Source organism: Achromobacter sp. GbtcB20 (genome assembly GCF_019091095.1).
GTDB classification, from domain to species: Bacteria; Pseudomonadota; Gammaproteobacteria; order Burkholderiales; family Burkholderiaceae_B; genus Achromobacter; species Achromobacter mucicolens.
Genome location: NZ_JAGXJZ010000002.1, coordinates 220,349 through 237,684, shown reverse-complemented (window position 1 = coordinate 237,684; position 17,336 = coordinate 220,349). Strand labels below are relative to the sequence as shown.

The following is a 17,336-nucleotide window of genomic DNA, read 5'->3' as shown; positions in this document are numbered from 1 at the left end:
AAATGTCAGCAAATTCAACAATTATGTGCAACTTCGCGGGGATTCTACCAAACTTTTAAGGCCGATTCGTGACGTAACGGCCCTAAATATCCATGCAGCGTGGACATCTGGAAGAATTTTTTGACTTGCGGCAAGCCTCGTGCAAGGTTTGCCTACCAGAATGGCTGAAAAGATTAGACAAAAAATCAATCAGCCTTAAGGCCTATGAACAATACCAGGAGACAAACATGCAAAGAACCCGGGATTTCCACTATCGCTCGGTTCATGACCGCGACGCGTTCTGGCGCGAAGAGGCCACGCGCATTCACTGGGAAACGCCATTTGACAGTGTGCTGGATTTCTCGCGCCCGCCCTTTGCCAAGTGGTTCGTTGGCGGGCGCACCAACCTGTGCCACAACGCGGTAGACCGCTGGCTGCCCACGCAGGCGGACAAGCCGGCCCTCATCTGGGTGTCCACGGAAGTGGATCGCGAACAGGTCTATACGCGGCAGGACGTCTTTGAAGAAGTGAACGCCGCCGCCGCCATGCTGCGCGAACTGGGGGTGGGACGCGGCGACCGGGTCCTGCTTTACATGCCCATGGTGCCCGAAGCGGTGTTCACGATGCTGGCGTGCGCCCGGATCGGCGCGGTCCACTCGGTGGTGTTCGGCGGGTTTGCATCCGTGAACCTCGCGCAGCGCATCGACGACGCCGCGCCCAAGGTGGTGGTGTGCACGGACGGCGGCTCGCGCGCCGGCAAGGTCGTGCCGTACAAGCCGCTGCTGGATCGTGCGTTGGGCCTGGCCAAGTCGCCGCCCGCGTCGGTGGTGGTGTTCGATCGCGGCCTGGCGCCGTTCGAGCCGGTGGCCGGGCGCGACCTGGATTACGCGACGCTGCGCGAACGCCACCGCGGCGCCCGGGTGCCCGTCGAATGGCTGGAATCGTCCGAGCCCAGCTACATCCTTTACACCTCCGGCACCACCGGCCGTCCCAAGGGCGTGCAGCGCGACACCGGCGGCTACGCCGTGGCGCTGGCCTCGTCGATGGAATACCTGTTCGACGGCCGACCTGGCGACACTTATTTCTGCACCAGCGACATCGGCTGGGTGGTGGGGCATTCCTATATCGTCTACGGACCGCTCATTGGCGGGCAATCGACCATCCTGTACGAAGGGACGCCCGTGCGCCCGGATGGCGCGATCCTCTGGAAGCTGGTCGAGCAGTACGGCGTGAATACGCTCTTCTCGGCGCCCACGGCCGTACGCGTGCTCAAGCGCCAGGATCCCGAACTGCTCAAGCGGCATGACCTGTCCACCCTGCGCGCGGTCTACCTGGCCGGGGAGCCGCTCGACGAGCCGACCGCGCAATGGATCTCCGAAGGGCTGGGCAAGCCCATCATCGACAACTACTGGCAGACGGAATCGGGCTGGCCCATCCTGTCGGCGCAGCCCGGCATCGAAAAAGTCCCCACCCGGTTTGGCAGCCCCTCGTTCCCGGTCTACGGCTTTGACGCGCGCATCGTCAGCGAGTCCACCGGCGAAGACCTGGGCCCCGAGCAGAAGGGCGTGGTGGCCATCGTGCCGCCGCTGCCGCCCGGCGCCATGTCCACCATCTGGGGCGACGACGCGCGCTTCGTCGAGACCTATTTCACGTCGATTCCGGGCCGGCAGGTGTATTCGACCTTCGACTGGGGGCGGGTGGACGCCGACGGCTACTGGTTCATCCTGGGCCGCACGGACGACGTGATCAACGTGGCGGGCCATCGGTTGGGCACGCGCGAAATCGAGGAATCGGTCAACAGCCACAGCGGCATTGCTGAGTGCGCGGTGGTGGGTGTGTCCGACCCGTTGAAGGGGCAGGTCGCCATGGCGTTTGCCGTGCTGAAGAATCCCGCCGGCGCCGACACGCCGGAAGCGGCAAAGCAGCTGGAAGGCGATATCATGCGCCTGGTGGAAGAACAGCTTGGGGCGGTGGCAAGGCCGGCCAGGATCCGGTTCGTGGGCGCGCTGCCCAAGACCCGTTCCGGCAAGGTGCTGCGCCGCGCGATCGTCGCGGTATGCGAGTCGCGCGATCCCGGCGACCTGACCACCATGGAAGACCCTAACGCCCTCGAACAGATCAAGGAGTCACTGCAATGAAAACCAAACCCGTGCTGAGCGCCGACGACGTCAAAAAGATCCTGGCCGCGGCCGAAGCACACGCCTTGCAGAACAAGTGGGCCGTCACCATCGCCGTGACCGACGATGGCGGCCATCTGCTGGGCATGCTGCGACTGGACGATGCGGCTCCCATCTCGTCGCACATCGCGCCGGCCAAGGCCAAGACGGCCGCGCTGGGCCGCCGCGAATCGCGCATCTACGAAGAACTCATCAACAACGGCCGCTACTCGTTCCTGTCGGCGCCCCTGATCGAAGGCATGCTCGAGGGCGGCGTTCCGGTCATCGCCGACGGCCAGGTCATCGGCGCGGTGGGCGTCTCGGGCGTGAAGTCGACCGAAGACGTGCAGATTGCACAAGCAGGCATCGCCGCGCTGGGCCTATGAGCCAGGCGCAGCCGCCGGAAACGCCGGCCGGCGTTTCCGCGCAGGAACCCCGGGGGGCGGGCGACGGTCCGCTGAACCCGGGCGTCACCCGGCGCGAAGTCCTGGCCTGGGCCATGTACGACTTCGCGAACTCCGGCTATACCACCGTGATCCTCACGGCGGTCTTCAGCACCTATTTCGTCGGCGTGGTGGGCGGGCGCGCCTCGTGGGCCACGCTGGCCTGGACGGCGGCGCTGTCGCTGTCGTACCTGCTCATCATGCTGACCATGCCCACGCTGGGCGCGCGCGCCGATGCGCGGGCCAGCAAGCGGCGGCTGCTCTACACCAGCACGATCGGCTGCGTGGCCGCCACGCTGGTGCTCACGCAGGCTGGGCCGGGCGACGTGTGGCTCGCGCTGGCCGCCATCGTCGTGTCCAACTACTGCTATTGCGTCGGCGAGTCCGTGGTCGCTGCCTTTTTGCCCGAACTCGCCCGGCCGCAGGCACTGGGCCGCGTGTCGGGCTGGGGCTGGAGCTTCGGCTATTGCGGCGGCATGCTGACGCTGGGCCTGTCGCTCGTCGTGGTGACGCTGGCTGAGGCCCGCGGCGCCACCGCCGAAGAATTCGTGCCGTGGGTCATCGTGGTCACGGCGTCTGTCTTTGCGCTGGCTGCGCTGCCGTCGTTCTTCCTGCTGCGCGAGCGCGCTCGGCCGCAGCCGGGCAATCCGGCCGCGCTGCACATGCTAAAGCGGCTGGCGTACGCCTGGCGTGAAACGGGCCTGCACTTTCCGGAATTCCGCCGCCTCTTGATGTGCATTGCCTGCTACCAGGCCGGGATCTCCGTCGTGATCACGCTGGCGGCCGTGTATGCGTCCGAAGTCATGGGCTTCACCACGCCGCAGATCATGCTGCTGGTGTTCACGGTGAACATCGGCGCGGCGGCGGGGGCGTTTTCGTTCGGCTACGTGCAGGACCGCATCGGCCACAAACCGGCGCTGGCCATCACGCTGGCCGGGTGGATCGTGATGGTGCTGGTGGCCTACTCGGCCGTCACCGCGCCCGTGTTCTGGGTGGCGGCCGCGCTGGCCGGGCTGTGCATGGGCACCACGCAAAGCGCGGGCCGCGCCATGACCGGCGCCTTGGCGCCCGCGGGCCGGCTGGCCGAGTTCTATTCGCTGTGGACCTTTGCCGTGCAGCTTGCCGCCGTGATCGGTCCGTTGACGTACGGGCTGGTGACGTGGGGCACGGACGGCAATCACCGCCTGGCCATCCTCGTCACAGGGTTGTTCTTCGTCGGAGGACTGGCCCTGCTGTCGCGGGTGGACATGAAACGCGGCCTCGCCCGGCAGACCGGCTGAACGCCGTATTCGTCAAGCCTGATGCGGCTGCTATCCTTATGGACTGCCTTGCGCCGGCGCGTTTCGATGCGACGGCGCATGCTGATTGCTTGGCATTGTTGGCGCGCCGCGTGACGGCGCGCCGTTGGCTTGTGCATGCTGCCCGGTTGGCGCCTTGGGGCGTCTCCCTGCCCAGATCCGGCGCAGACGTATCGCCTTGGGCCTCGTCAATCTGCGGGCTCCGGCCCGCATTTTGCGTAAGGTGCCCGTAAGAGCGCGGCGATACGGTTGCAGGTGGGTAATAAAAAAGCAGCATAAACAACAGAATCACCGTTTGGAGACAAGATCATGTCGAACGCTATTCAGTCCGTCCTGGTGGAAAACCGCGTGTTTCCGCCGCCCGAGCGCGCCGCGCAGGGCGCCGCGATTCCCAGCATGGACGCCTATAACGCGCTGTGCGCGCAGGTCGAGAACGACTTCGACGGATTCTGGGCCGGCCAGGCCCGCGACAATCTGCAATGGACCAAGCCGTTCACGCAGGTCCTGGACGAATCCGACGCGCCGTTCTACCGCTGGTTCGGCGACGGCGAACTGAACGTCTCGGCCAATTGCCTGGACGTCCACCTGACCAACGGCAATGCCGACAAGACCGCCATCATCTTCGAATCCGATGACGGCAAGGTCAACAAGGTGACCTACCGCGAACTGCTGGCGCGCGTGTGCCGCTTCGCCAACGGGCTGGCGGCGCTGGGCTACAAGAAGGGCGACCGCGCCATCATCTACATGCCCATGTCCATCGAAGCCGTGGTGGCCATGCAGGCCTGCGCGCGTCTGGGCGTGACGCACTCGGTGGTGTTCGGCGGCTTCTCGGCCAAGAGCCTGCAGGAGCGCATCGTCGACGTGGGCGCCTCGCTCATCATCACCGCCGACGAGCAGGTGCGCGGCGGCAAGACCATCCCGCTCAAGCCCGCCGTCGAAGAGGCCATCGCCATGGGCGGCTGCGAGGCCGTCAAGAAGGTCGTCGTGTACCGCCGCACGGGCGGCAAGGTGCAATGGAACGACAGCCGCGACCTCTGGATGCACGAGGTCGAGGACGGCCAGCCCGACACCTGCGAGCCGGTTCCGGTCAACGCCGAGCACCCGCTCTTCATCCTGTATACCTCCGGTTCGACCGGCAAGCCCAAGGGCGTGCAGCATTCGTCCGCCGGCTACCTGCTGTGGGCGCTGCTGACCGTCAAATGGACCTTCGACGCGCGCAAGGACGACGTCTACTGGTGTACCGCGGACGTGGGCTGGGTCACCGGCCACACGTACATCACGTACGGTCCGCTGGCCGCCGGCCTGACGCAGATCGTCTTCGAAGGCGTGCCCACCTATCCGAACGCCGGCCGCTTCTGGGACATGATCGCGCGCCACAAGGTCACCACGTTCTACACCGCGCCCACCGCGATCCGTTCGCTGATCAAGGCTGCCGAGGCCACGCCGGAAGCGCACCCCAAGAATTTCGACCTGGACTCGCTGCGCATCATCGGCACGGTGGGCGAGCCCATCAATCCCGAAGCGTGGATCTGGTATCACAAGAACGTGGGTCGCGAACGCTGCCCCATCGTGGACACCTGGTGGCAGACCGAGACCGGCGGCCACATGATCACGCCGCTGCCGGGCGCCACGCCCACCAAGCCGGGCTCGTGCACGCTGCCCCTGCCGGGCATTGCCGCGGCCATCGTCGATGAAACCGGCGGCGACGTCGAAAAGGGCAATGGCGGCTTCCTGGTCATCAAGCGTCCGTGGCCGGCCATGATCCGCAACATCTGGGGCGACCCGGAGCGCTTCAAGAAAAGCTACTTCCCGGCCGAACTGCGCGGCTATTACCTGGCGGGCGATGGCGCGCAGCGCGATGCGGACGGCTACTTCTGGATCATGGGGCGCATCGACGACGTCCTGAACGTGTCGGGCCACCGCCTGGGCACGATGGAAGTGGAATCGGCGCTGGTGGCGCACGAAATGGTGGCCGAGGCCGCCGTCGTGGGCCGTCCCGACGACACGACCGGCGAGGCCGTGGTGGCCTTCGTGGTGCTCAAGCGTTCGCGTCCGGAGGGCGAGGAGGCCCAGGCCATCGCCAAGCAATTGCGCGACTGGGTGGCCCGCGAGATCGGCCCCATCGCCAAGCCCAAGGACATCCGCTTTGGCGACAATCTGCCCAAGACGCGTTCGGGCAAGATCATGCGCCGCCTCTTGCGCGTGGTCGCCAAGGGCGAGGAAGTGACGCAGGACGTCTCGACGCTGGAAAATCCCGCCATCCTGGAGCAGCTCTCCAAGCCGCTGTAGTCGCATCGGGCCGGATCCCACCGGCCATTTGCATCGCGACAGGCGCATAATGAAGACGCCCGTGCCGGCATGTTGCGGCACGGGCGTCTTCATTCCTGATCGCCAGATCCCCTTGCATGGAGCCACACTCGTGAGCAGCAGTTTCGATCGCGCAGGGCTTGCCCTGATGTTCAGCACCATCCTGGTCTGGGCCGGTAGCTGGATTGCGATGAAGCTGATCGTCCCCTACATCGGCCCCTTCGACTTCGTGGCGCTGCGCTACGTGGTGGGCAGCCTGGTGCTCTTCGCGCTGGCGATCGCAACGCGCCGGCCGCTGTCGATGCCGCCCTGGAAACTGACGCTCTTGATCGGCCTGACGCCGACCGCGGGATTCCAGGGCTTTGTGCAGACCGCGCTGGTGGACGGCGGGGTGGGCAAGGTGTCGCTCATGGCGTACACCATGCCGTTCTGGGTCGTGCTGTTTGCCTGGTGGCTGCTGGGCGAGCGGCCCACCGCCCGCCACGCGGCCGGCATCGCGCTGGCTGCTGTCGGGCTGGTCTGTTTCGTCGAGCCCTGGAACGGCCTGGGCGACATCCGCCCCGTGCTGCTGGGCCTGGGCAGCGGCCTGTGCTGGGGCGTGGGCACGGTGTTGTCCAAGCGCATGTTCGATCGCCACGCGCCGGATGTGATGACGTTCACGGCCTGGCAGATGCTGTTCGGCGGCCTGGTCATGACGCCCGTGGCCTGGCTGGTGCCGCAGATGCCCGCCCAATGGGGTTGGCAGCTCTGGGCCGGCATGACATACATTGTGCTGATCGCCACCGCGGCAGGCTGGCTGCTGTGGCTGCAGGTCGTGCGCCGGGTGCCCGCGTCGATCGCCGGTCTGTCCAGCCTCGGTGTGCCGGTCGTGGCCATGCTGCTGGCCTGGGCGTTCCTGTCCGAGCAGCCCACGCCGGTCGAGCTGGGCGGCATGGCGCTGATCCTGGCGGGCATTTTTGTCGTCAGCCGCGCGGCGCCGGCAGCGAAAGCCGATTGACCCTTCCGACTTCCCGTTTCCCCGTTTTCCTGGAACCTTCATGATTGATCTGCGTAGCGATACCGTCACCCGGCCCGGCGCCGCCATGTTGCAGGCGATGGCCACTGCCCCCGTGGGCGACGACGTGATGGGCGACGATCCCACCGTGATCCGCCTGCAAAAAACCCTGGCCGAACGCACCGGCAAGGCCGCGGGCCTGTTCTTTCCGTCGGGCACGCAAAGCAACCTGGCCGCGCTCATGGCGCATTGCGAGCGGGGCGACGAATACCTGGTCGGCCAGCTTGCGCACACCTACAAATACGAAGGCGGCGGCGCGGCGGTGCTGGGCAGCATCCAGCCGCAACCCATCGAGCACGCGCCCGACGGATCCCTGCCGCTGGAAAAGCTGGCCGCGGCCGTCAAGCCCAAAGGCGATCCGCACTTTGCGCGCACGCGTCTGCTGGCGCTGGAGAACACCTTTCACGGCAAGCTGATCCCGGCGGCCTACATCCAGGCGGCCACGTCGTGGGCGCGCGAGCAGGGGCTTTCCACGCACCTGGACGGCGCGCGTGTGTTCAATGCGGCGGTCGCAAGCGGCAAGCCCGTGGCCGAGCTGTGCGCGCCCTTCGATACGGTGTCCATCTGCTTTTCCAAGGGGTTGGGCGCGCCGATCGGGTCGGTGCTGGTCGGTAGCAAGGAACTGATCGAACGCGCGCATCGCTGGCGCAAGATGCTGGGCGGCGGGCTGCGCCAGGCGGGCGTGCTGGCGGCCGCGTGCCTGTACGCGCTGGAGCATAACGTTGAACGGCTGGCCCAGGATCACGACAATGCGCGCCTGCTGGCCGAAGGCCTGCGCGCCATCCCGGGCGTGGACGTGCTGAGCCAGGACACCAACATGGTGTTCGCGCGGTTCGAGCCGTCGCGCTGCGACGCGCTGACCGAGGCGCTGGGCAAGGAAGGCATCCTGATGCGCGCCGTCTACGGCGGTCCGACCCGCCTGGTGACGCACCTGGACGTGTCGGCCGAGGACGTGCGGCGCGTGGTCGAGACGGTGGGCCGTCTGCTGCGGTAGGCGGTCAGGGGGCAAAGGGATGGCGTCCCGGACGAGCGCGTCCCGGACTAACGCGTCCCGGACTAACGCGTCCCGGCGGTTTCACCCGTGGCGCTGGCGGCTGTCGGCGGGCGCCTCGTCCCGCTCCTGCATGCCGTAGTCGCGCACCACCTGCGCAACGCGAAGGCGGTAGTTCTGAAACACCCCGCCACGCCCGGCCTGCTGGGCGCGGCGGTGCGATTCCAGCGAACGCCAGCGCTTGACTGCCGCTTCGTCGCGCCAGAATGACAGCGACAGCAGCTTGCCTGGCGTGGACAGGCTTTGAAATCGTTCGACGGAAATGAAACCGTCCACGGTGCGCAGTTCATCGATCAGGCCGGCGGCGATGTCCAGGTACGGGGCAGGGTCGCCATGGGCGGGCTCGACTTCGAATATCACGGCAATCATCGGTTGTGGTCCTCGGGAAAATCAAACTGGGGCACGCGGGCGTTGGGCAGCGGACGATGGCGAAAGCGCGCCGCCAGCGGGGCAGGGTCCATACCCTGCCGCAACAGGTGCAGCAGCGCATCGGCTGCATGGCTTCGCGCCAGCGACGCGCCGGGGCAGGCATGGCGGTGCGCGCCAAAGATCCATCCCGCCTCGGGTTCGATCATGGCGGCGGCGGCGAGCACCAGCAGGACGGTCTGGCCGGCTTCGATGCGTTGTCCGCCGACATCAAGCGGCGCAGCCATGAACCGCCGCGTGTTGTGCAAGGGCGGATCGCGGCGCACGGTGTCGTCGATCAGGCGCAGGGCGTCCTCGCGTGTCTGCACGCCCGACGCGCCGCGCCGGCCGGCCATGATGAGCGCATTGCCCAGCAGTCCCGCGCCCGCTTCGCAAGATTGGAACAGCAGGCCCGCCAGGTTGGCGGCCAGCTGTTCGGGCGTAATGCCTGCTTGCAGTGCGTCTGCATGCAATGCGCGCAGTGCCGGGGTGGCCTCGGGCCCCGCCAGATGCGCCTGCATGCGGGCTTGCAGGCGCGCGGCGGCGGCATGGCCCGCCGAGGTCCGGTCTGCGCCCGCATCGGCGGGCAGGGCGGAAAGGAAAGCGGCGATATCGGCCGCGCAATCCGCATGAACGGCTTTGGATAGTCCCAGGAATGCTGCCTGCGCGTGCACGGGCGCCGTGTACAGATAGCGGTCGACGGCGGCGGGGTCGTGCGGCGCGGCGGCAAGCCAATCCTGCGATGCCGGGACGGCTGGTTGCAGCGGAAGGCGCGGCAATGGTCCTTCGTGATGCGCTTGCACCGGTTCCGACGCCCGGTGCGCGATGAACCCCGTCAGCAGCGGCTTCAAGCGCGCATGCGCCGCGCCGTCGTTCATGCGCACGAACCGGCCGAACAGGTCTCCCGCAGGGCCGGGGCACAAGCCGCGCGGCACGGGCTCATCCGCGGGACGCACGTGTGCGCCGGGATGCCGCAGGATGGCCGCGATGGTGTCGGGATGCGAGGCGATCCACATGCCCAGTGCCGTATCCCGGTACAGCGGACGCTCGCGCGCCAGCTGGGCATAGTAGGGATACGGATCGGGGTGTGTGACGGCGGCCAGGGGATGGGCGGGCGGCATGGTGACGGCGGGCAATGGAGACGGCCACCAGTATCCGCCCGCGCCGGCGGCAACGATTCGGCGAGGGCCGAACTATGCCTGCGACGCGCCGTCCTCAGCCAGCAGGGCGGCGTAGCCTTGGCGCGAGTCCGGCCATTGCAGCGACAGGCCGCTGGCGCGCAACCGGGCATTGCTGAGTTTCTTGCTGCCCACGTTGGCCGGCGCGGGCGCCTCGCGCGGCGCGGGGGCGCCGATCAGCGCGGCCAGTTCGGCATACAGCGTGTGCAGCGGCAGGGGCGTGTCGTCGCAGCCCACATACACCGGCGCAACCTGCGGCAGCAGCGCCAGATGCGCCACCGCGGCAGCCGCGTCGTCGATGTGGATGCGGTTGGCCCAGTGTTCGGGCTGTACCGGCGCGCCGGCCGCGCCGCTGCGCAACCGCTCGATGAGCTGCATGCGGCCGGGCCCATACAGGCCCGCCAGCCGCAATGCCGTCGACGAGACCGGCTGCGCCGCCAGCGCAGCTTCGGCTTCGAGCAGCACGCGGCCGTTGAAGCCCTGCGGTGCAGGCGGCGTGTCCTCGTCCACCCAGGCGCCATGATGCTCGCCATACACCGCGCTGGACGAGACGAACACGATGCGCTTGAGCTGGGATCGATCCAGCGCGTGCAGCACGTTTGCCAGCCCCTCCACGAACACGCCGCGGTAGGCCTGCGGATCGCGCGCGCCAGGCGTGGGCAGGTGGATGAGCCGGGTCACGCCTGGCGGCAGCGCGTGCAGCGTGTCGGGGCGGGTGATGTCGCCCTGCAGCCACTGGATGCCGCTCGTGTCGCCGGCGGGGGGATGGCGCCGCAGGGCATGGACCTCGTCGCCGCGCGCCAGAAAGCGTTGCGCCGCGCGCTGGCCCAGGTCGCCGCAGCCGATGAGAAGTACGCGTTCGCGCATGGTGTCGCTCCAGGCAGTCGGAAAAAAAGGCGCCCCGCGGGGCGCCTTTCGGGCGGGCGCAATGCGCCCGGGGTATTACATGCCGCTGTAGACCGGCCCTTCGCCGCCTTGCGGCGCCACCCAGACGATGTTCTGCGTGGGGTCCTTGATGTCGCAGGTCTTGCAATGCACACAGTTCTGCGCGTTGATCTGCAGACGGTCGTCGCCGTGGTCGTCCTTGACGAACTCGTACACGCCGGCCGGGCAATAGCGCGACTCGGGGCCGCCGTACTTGGCCAGGTTCACCTTGACCGGCACGGACGGATCCTTGAGGGTCAGGTGGACGGGTTCGTTCTCGTCGTGGTTGGTATTGGAGATGAACACCGAACTCAGCTTGTCGAACGTGAGCTTGCCGTCGGGCTTGGGATAGTCGATGCGTGCGCATTGCGACGCGGGCTGCAGACAGGCGTGGTCGGGCTTGTTGTGGCGCAGCGTCCAGGGCATCTTGCCCTTGAGCAGCAGTTGCTCGATGCCGGTCATCAGCGTGGCGACCGTGCGGCCCTTCTTGAACCACTGCTTGAAATTGCGGGCCTTGTTCAATTCCGCGTGCAGCCACGAGGCCTCGAAGGCCTTGGGGTATGCAGTCAGTTCGTCCTGGCGGCGGTCCGCAACCAGGGCGTCGAACGCGGCTTCGGCGGCCAGCTTGCCCGACTTGATGGCGGCGTGGCTGCCCTTGATGCGCGAGGCGTTCAGGAAACCGGCTTCGCAGCCGACCAGCACGCCGCCCGGGAACGTGAGCTTGGGCAGCGCCAGCAGGCCGCCCGCCGTGATGGCGCGGGCGCCGTAAGCGATGCGCTTGCCGCCTTCGAACGTGCCGCGGATGGCGGGGTGCGTCTTGTAGCGCTGGAACTCATCGAAGGGCGACAGCCACGGATTGGCGTAATCCAGGCCGACGATCATGCCCACGGCGACGAGGTTGTTGTCCAGGTGATAGAGGAACGAGCCGCCGTACGTGTCCGAATCCAGCGGCCAGCCGGCGGTGTGGATCACCAGGCCGGGCTTGGACTGGGCCGGATCGACTTCCCACATTTCCTTGATGCCGATGCCGTACGACTGCGGATTGCGGCCGTCGTCCAGCTTGAAGCGCTCGATGAGCTGGCGGCCGAGCTGGCCGCGCGAGCCTTCGCTGAACACGGTGTAGCGGGCGTGCAATTCCATGCCCGGCTGGTAGTGGTCGGTGTGGCTGCCGTCCCGGGCCACGCCCATGTCGCCCGTGGCCACGCCGCGGACGGCGCCGTTCTCGTCGTACAGCACTTCGACGGCCGCAAAGCCGGGGAAGATGTCCACGCCCAGCGCTTCGGCCTGCTCGCCCATCCACTTGACGACGTCGCCCAGACGGACGATGTAGTTGCCTTCGTTGTGAAAGCAGGGGGGCAGCAGCCAGTTGGGCGTGGCGCGCGCGCCGGTCTCGGACAGGAACAGGAACTTGTCCTGCGTGACGGCCACGTTCAGCGGCGCGCCCTTTTCCTTCCAGTCGGGGATGAGCTCGGTCAGCGCCAGCGGGTCCATCACGGCGCCGGACAGGATGTGCGCGCCCAGTTCCGCACCCTTCTCAAGTACGCAGACGCCAATCTCCTGATTCTTCTCAGCAGCCAGCTGCTTCAGACGGATTGCTGTGGCCAGGCCGGCGGGACCACCGCCAACCACGACCACGTCATATTCCATCGACTCGCGTTCAGACATTTGCAAAGCTCCCCGTATGTATTCCATATATGGCTGGAAGTATTATCGGCGATTGTATTGCAGGCGAGGGTCCTGTATGCCTTCGCATTTCTTTTAGCCTTCAGGAGTTATTGGTGAACCCGGACAATCTGTCTGCGCGGCTGCTATCGGTGGGCGACACCCATCAGCTCGAATTGCCTTTGCGCTGGGGCGATTCAGACGCCTTGAACCATCTGAACAACACGCTGTATTTCCGCCTCATGGAAGAGGCCCGCATGCAGATTCTGTATAACGCGGGCTTCAAGCTGCCGGCCGACGATGGCGCGATCCTGGCGCATGCGTCGTGCGATTTCCTGCGTCCGCTGACCTATCCTGCCACCGTGCGCGTGACGCACAAGGTCACGCGCATCGGCCGCTCCAGCGCCGAATTCGAGCTGCTGCTCGAGAAGGTCGGCGATGAGGCTGGCCCCTATGCGCGCGGCCGCAATGTGCTGGTCTGGATGGATTACGTGGCCAATACGTCCGCACCGTGGCCGCCCGAAGTCCTGGCGCAGATGGCCACGCAGTTCACGCCGGCCGAGTAAGCGCGCGCGGCCACGGGCCGCGCACCGGCCAAAATAGCGCGTGCTTTGGCCGGTCATGCCGGTAAAATCTAGCGCAAAATCAAAAAAGCAATGAGGGCGCGCCACCCTCGGCGCCGCCGCTTCACGGAAATCGGGCTTCGCCGCGATGCCCGGGTAGCGGGCGCCAACAGCCGCGCCCCAAGGAACGACTGGGCTTGTCCCGATTCCCCGATTTTTCCGGGACCCGTGCGCGGGTAGCGGCGGGGCGGGCTCACTTTGGTTAGACCTTAACTAGGAGTTGGAGCGATGGACAAGGTTTATGCAAGCGCCCAGGAGGCGCTGGCAGGCATCGTCAAGGACGGTCAGATGATCGCCGTGGGCGGTTTCGGCCTGTGCGGTATTCCCGAGGCGCTGATCGCCGCGCTGCGCGATTCGGGCGTCAAGGATCTCACCTGCATCAGCAACAACGCGGGCGTCGATGGGTTTGGTCTGGGCCAGCTGCTCAACACGCGCCAGGTGCGCAAGATGATCGCGTCCTACGTGGGCGAGAACAAGGAATTCGAACGCCAATACCTGTCGGGCGAACTCGAGCTTGAATTCACGCCGCAGGGCACGCTGGCCGAAAAGCTGCGTGCCGGCGGCGCTGGCATTCCGGCGTTCTTCACCCGCACTGGCGTGGGCACCATCGTGGCCGAGGGCAAGGAAATCCGCGAGTTCGACGGCCAGCAGTACGTGATGGAACGCTCGCTGGTGCCGGACGTGTCCCTGGTCAAGGCGCACATCGCCGACCGCAGCGGCAATCTGGTGTTTCGCAAGACGGCCCGCAACTTCAATCCGAACGTCGCCATGGCGGGCAAGTTCACGGTGGTCGAAGTCGAGGAAATCGTCGACACCGGCAGCCTGGACCCGGATCAGATCCACCTGCCCGGCATCTATGTGCAACGGATCGTGCTGAACGACACGCCCGAAAAGCGCATCGAACAACGCACCACTCGCCCGGCCTAAGGAGAAGACGACATGGCATGGTCCCGCGATGAAATGGCGGCGCGCGCCGCGCGCGAGCTGCAAGACGGCTTTTATGTGAACCTGGGCATCGGCCTGCCCACGCTGGTTGCCAACCACGTCCCCGCGGGCGTGGAAGTGTGGCTCCAATCCGAAAACGGCCTGCTGGGCATCGGCCCGTTCCCCACCGACGATCAGGTCGACGCCGACCTCATCAACGCCGGCAAGCAGACCGTCACGACGCTGCCCGGCTCCTCGATCTTCTCGTCGGCCGACTCGTTCGCGATGATCCGCGGCGGCAAGATCAACCTGGCGATCCTGGGCGCGATGCAGGTCTCCGAGAAGGGCGATCTGGCCAACTGGATGATCCCGGGCAAGATGGTCAAGGGCATGGGCGGCGCGATGGACCTGGTGGCCGGCGTCGGCCGCGTGGTCGTGCTGATGGAACACGTGGCCAAGAAAAAGGACGGCACCGAGGACATCAAGCTGCTGCCCGAGTGCAACCTGCCGCTGACCGGCGTGGGTGTGGTCGATCTCATCATCACCGACCTGGGCGTGATGGAAGTCACCGAAAACGGCCTGAAGCTGCTGGAAACGGCGCCCGGCGTGACGGTGGACGAGATCAAGTCCAAGACGGCGGCGAAGCTGGACGTGTCTGCGGTGCAGTAACGCTGCTGAACGCCAGGCTGGTCAGGCCGGCTGATGATGCCGGCCGCCGGCAGCCAAAATCAAAGCGCCCGTTCAAACGGGCGCTTTTTTTTGTTCCTGCTTGATGCAGAGGCGGGGCGCCGCGCGCTACGCCGTCTCCTGCAACAGCATCCCCACATGCGGGATGCCGTCTTCCATGTATTCCTCGGTGACCGGCACGAAACCGTGGCCGCCGTAATAACCCTTCAATCGTGCCTGCGCGCCCAGGTACACCGGCTGATCCGGCCACAGACGCTGCACTTCTTCCTTGGCGCGGCGCATGAGTTCGTGGCCCAGGCCCGTGCCGCGGGCGGCGGGGGCGGTGATCACGCGGCCGATGACGGCGCGGCCGTCGTTCAGGGCCGGCTCCAGCAGGCGGCAATAGGCCACCAGTTCGCCGTCGTGCCAGGCCATCAGGTGCTCGGTCTGCCCTTGCAGGTCCTTGCCGTCCATGTCGAGAAACACGCAGTTCTGTTCCACCACGAACACCTCCGAGCGCAGCCGCAGGATGGCGTAGAGCTCAGCGGGGGTCAGGTCGGCGTGGGGCTTGCAGATCCAGGCGGGTGTCATGCGGGTCATTCCAGATAGCGGGACAAAAACAGGGCAACTAGCGTAACGCAAACCGGCCCCGATTTCTCAGGCCCGATTGTTACATCTATTCACGGGTATACCCTTAGTATGAAAATCTATTTTCTTAACTAAAATTTGTGTGTAAACAGATTTACATAAACCCGCCGCCCGATTTCCACCACGCTGTTCGATGACCAAGTCCGCCATTACGATCGCTGATCGGATCGCCCGGGCCCAGCCCGCGCTGAGCCGGACCCAGCACAAGATGGCCGAGTACGTGCTGGCGCACCAGTTCCGCGTCGCCACCATGACCATCGATGAGTTCGCGGCGGCAGTGGGCGTGTCGGTCGCCACGGCCAACCGGTTTGCGCGCGCCCTGGACCTGCCGGGCTATCCGCAGTTCCGCGCCGAACTGGCCCGCGGCTTCGAAGCCGCGCTGGAACCGGTCGAGAAGCTGCGCACCGAGCTGGCCCACTCGGCCAGCGCCGTCCAGATCTTTGCGGCAACCCTCGAAGAAGACATCCGCAACGCGCAGCGCAACCTGCAGGCGTTGGATTCCGCGGCCTGTGAACAGGCGGTCGACGCCATCCTGGCCGCCGATCGCGTCTTCATCATCGGTTTCGGCGCCAGCGGGTTCCTCGCAGGCCTCTTGCAGCGCGGCCTGTGCATGCACCTGCATTCGGTCGAATCGCTGGCCGGTCCCGGCGGCGTGTCGCACGCGGCGCGTCAGATGTCGCGCATGACCAGCAACGACCTGGTGATCGCCATCGGTTTTCCGCGTTACCTGGCCGACACCGTGACGCTGGCCGGCGCGGCCAAACAGGCCGGGGTGCCGGTGCTGGTGCTGACGGACAAGCCCACCTCGCCGCTGGCGCCCACGGCGTCCGTCGTGCTGTACGCCTTCTCGGCGCGCCAGCTCATTCCCAATTCCGAAACCGCCGCGTTGGGGCTCATCGAAGCCTTGTCCGCGGCGGTGGCCTATCGGGCCAAGAATTCCGTTGCGGCCGCCGCTGGGGTGACCCAGTCCGTGATGCCGTGGCTCATCCATGGAGTAGGTAAACGATGATTCAACCCGTGATTGCCATTCACGGTGGCGCCGGCGCGATGTCCCGCGCGGCCATGTCTGCCGAGAAAGAACAGGAATACCTCGCGGCGCTGGAGTCGATCCTGACCGCCGGCCAGGCCGTGCTGGCCAAGGGCGGCAGCGCCCTGGACGCCGTCACCGAGGCCGTGCGCCTGCTCGAAGACTGCCCCCTGTTCAACGCCGGCCACGGCGCCGTGTTCACCAGTGCCGGCACCCATGAACTGGACGCCGCCATCATGGACGGCGCCACGCTGCGTTCCGGCGCCATCGCCAATGTGAACCGCGTGCGCAATCCCATCTTTGCCGCGCGCAAGGTCATGGAAAACAGCAAGCACGTGTTCTTCGTGGGCGAGGGCGCTGAAGCGTTCGCCGCCCAGGAAGGCGTGGAACTCGTGGACCCCTCGTATTTTTCGACCGACGCCCGCCGCGAGCAGCTGCTGCGCGTGCAGCGCGAAACGCCGGACGCCGCCGTGCTGGATCACGACGGCCAGGCCATGGTCGCGCGCGGCCAGCCCGCGCCCGCCGATCCGCTGGACGCCGACAAGAAGTTCGGCACCGTGGGTGCCGTGGCCGTCGATGCCCAGGGCAACCTGGCCGCCGCCACCTCCACCGGCGGCATCACCAACAAGCAGGTCGGCCGCGTGGGCGATGCGCCCCTGATCGGCGCCGGCACGTATGCCAGCAACAAGACCTGCGCCGTGTCCACCACGGGCACGGGCGAAATGTTCATCCGCATGGTTGCCGCGTACGACGTGGCCGCCCAGATGGAATACTGCGGCGCCTCGCTGGAAGCGGCGGCGGACCGCGTCGTAATGGAAAAACTGCCCACCATCGGCGGCAAGGGCGGCCTGGTGGCCGTCGACGCCCAGGGCAATGTGGCCTTGCCGTTCAACACGGAAGGCATGTACCGGGGTTACGCCCGCGTTGGCGAGAAGCCGGTAACCGCCATCTACCGATGAGCGGCGGCGGTTTGGATCAGTAGGTTTATTTT

At 66.5% G+C, this 17,336-nt stretch carries 16 protein-coding genes; 11 read left to right on the top strand and 5 right to left on the bottom strand.

Annotation, left to right across the window (positions count from 1 at the left end; translation table 11 throughout):
• The first annotated feature begins 92 nt into the window (after positions 1-92).
• The 6 genes from KVT32_RS03865 to ltaE all read left to right on the top strand — a co-directional run bounded on the left by KVT32_RS03865 (position 93) and on the right by ltaE (position 8,231).
• On the top strand, positions 93-2,117 hold the full coding sequence (locus KVT32_RS03865; protein WP_256450065.1) for a propionate--CoA ligase: 2,025 nt from the start codon (positions 93-95) through the stop codon (positions 2,115-2,117).
• Positions 2,114-2,521, top strand: a complete 408-nt coding sequence (locus tag KVT32_RS03860; protein ID WP_056321988.1) for a heme-binding protein — start codon at positions 2,114-2,116, stop codon at positions 2,519-2,521. The genes KVT32_RS03865 and KVT32_RS03860 overlap by 4 nt, the downstream gene beginning before the upstream one ends.
• Positions 2,518-3,858, top strand: coding sequence for an MFS transporter (locus tag KVT32_RS03855; protein ID WP_062840571.1), 1,341 nt, complete (start codon positions 2,518-2,520; stop codon positions 3,856-3,858). The genes KVT32_RS03860 and KVT32_RS03855 overlap by 4 nt, the downstream gene beginning before the upstream one ends.
• 327 nt (positions 3,859-4,185) lie before the next feature.
• Positions 4,186-6,165: an acetate--CoA ligase gene (gene acs, locus KVT32_RS03850; RefSeq protein WP_056321994.1), complete on the top strand. Its 1,980-nt coding sequence runs from the start codon at positions 4,186-4,188 to the stop codon at positions 6,163-6,165.
• Between the two features lie 166 nt (positions 6,166-6,331).
• Positions 6,332-7,180 carry a DMT family transporter gene (locus KVT32_RS03845; protein WP_217617793.1) on the top strand — a complete coding sequence of 283 codons (849 nt, stop codon included), beginning with the start codon at positions 6,332-6,334 and terminating at the stop codon, positions 7,178-7,180.
• Positions 7,181-7,220: 40 nt separating this feature from the next.
• The gene (gene ltaE / locus KVT32_RS03840; RefSeq protein WP_152383713.1) at positions 7,221-8,231 is read left to right on the top strand and encodes a low-specificity L-threonine aldolase; all 1,011 of its coding nucleotides are present in this window, start codon (positions 7,221-7,223) and stop codon (positions 8,229-8,231) included.
• Between the two features lie 81 nt (positions 8,232-8,312).
• Here the strand turns inward: ltaE and KVT32_RS03835 are convergent, their stop codons facing one another.
• The 4 genes from KVT32_RS03835 to KVT32_RS03820 all read right to left on the bottom strand — a co-directional run bounded on the left by KVT32_RS03835 (position 8,313) and on the right by KVT32_RS03820 (position 12,460).
• Positions 8,313-8,657 carry an antibiotic biosynthesis monooxygenase gene (locus KVT32_RS03835; protein ID WP_152383714.1) on the bottom strand — a complete coding sequence of 115 codons (345 nt, stop codon included), beginning with the start codon at positions 8,655-8,657 and terminating at the stop codon, positions 8,313-8,315.
• Positions 8,654-9,814: a cytochrome P450 gene (locus KVT32_RS03830; protein ID WP_217617792.1), complete on the bottom strand. Its 1,161-nt coding sequence runs from the start codon at positions 9,812-9,814 to the stop codon at positions 8,654-8,656. Before KVT32_RS03830 ends, KVT32_RS03835 begins: the two co-directional genes overlap by 4 nt.
• Before the next feature lie 72 nt (positions 9,815-9,886).
• Entirely contained in the window at positions 9,887-10,738 is an 852-nt protein-coding gene (locus KVT32_RS03825) for an NAD-dependent epimerase/dehydratase family protein (RefSeq protein ID WP_217617726.1), read from the bottom strand.
• A 75-nt stretch (positions 10,739-10,813) separates the two neighbouring features.
• Entirely contained in the window at positions 10,814-12,460 is a 1,647-nt protein-coding gene (locus KVT32_RS03820) for an electron transfer flavoprotein-ubiquinone oxidoreductase (RefSeq protein WP_056322006.1), read from the bottom strand.
• Between the two features lie 110 nt (positions 12,461-12,570).
• Between KVT32_RS03820 and KVT32_RS03815 the strand changes: the two genes are divergently transcribed.
• The 3 genes from KVT32_RS03815 to KVT32_RS03805 all read left to right on the top strand — a co-directional run bounded on the left by KVT32_RS03815 (position 12,571) and on the right by KVT32_RS03805 (position 14,673).
• Complete coding sequence (locus tag KVT32_RS03815) at positions 12,571-13,023, top strand: thioesterase family protein (RefSeq protein WP_254636752.1); 453 nt, start codon at positions 12,571-12,573, stop codon at positions 13,021-13,023.
• A gap of 285 nt (positions 13,024-13,308) precedes the next feature.
• Complete coding sequence (locus KVT32_RS03810; RefSeq protein WP_217617725.1) at positions 13,309-14,007, top strand: CoA transferase subunit A; 699 nt, start codon at positions 13,309-13,311, stop codon at positions 14,005-14,007.
• Positions 14,008-14,019: 12 nt separating this feature from the next.
• Positions 14,020-14,673 (top strand): CoA transferase subunit B, encoded by a 654-nt coding sequence (locus tag KVT32_RS03805; RefSeq protein WP_056322014.1) that lies wholly within the window; start codon positions 14,020-14,022, stop codon positions 14,671-14,673.
• A gap of 126 nt (positions 14,674-14,799) precedes the next feature.
• Here KVT32_RS03805 and KVT32_RS03800 read toward each other — a convergent pair whose 3' ends face one another.
• Positions 14,800-15,261 (bottom strand): GNAT family N-acetyltransferase, encoded by a 462-nt coding sequence (locus KVT32_RS03800; protein WP_056322017.1) that lies wholly within the window; start codon positions 15,259-15,261, stop codon positions 14,800-14,802.
• A 190-nt stretch (positions 15,262-15,451) separates the two neighbouring features.
• Between KVT32_RS03800 and KVT32_RS03795 the strand changes: the two genes are divergently transcribed.
• Complete coding sequence (locus KVT32_RS03795) at positions 15,452-16,327, top strand: MurR/RpiR family transcriptional regulator (RefSeq protein WP_056322019.1); 876 nt, start codon at positions 15,452-15,454, stop codon at positions 16,325-16,327.
• A complete protein-coding gene (locus KVT32_RS03790; protein ID WP_152383718.1) occupies positions 16,324-17,304 on the top strand; it encodes an isoaspartyl peptidase/L-asparaginase family protein in 981 nt (326 codons plus the stop codon). The genes KVT32_RS03795 and KVT32_RS03790 overlap by 4 nt, the downstream gene beginning before the upstream one ends.
• The last annotated feature ends 32 nt before the right edge of the window (positions 17,305-17,336 follow it).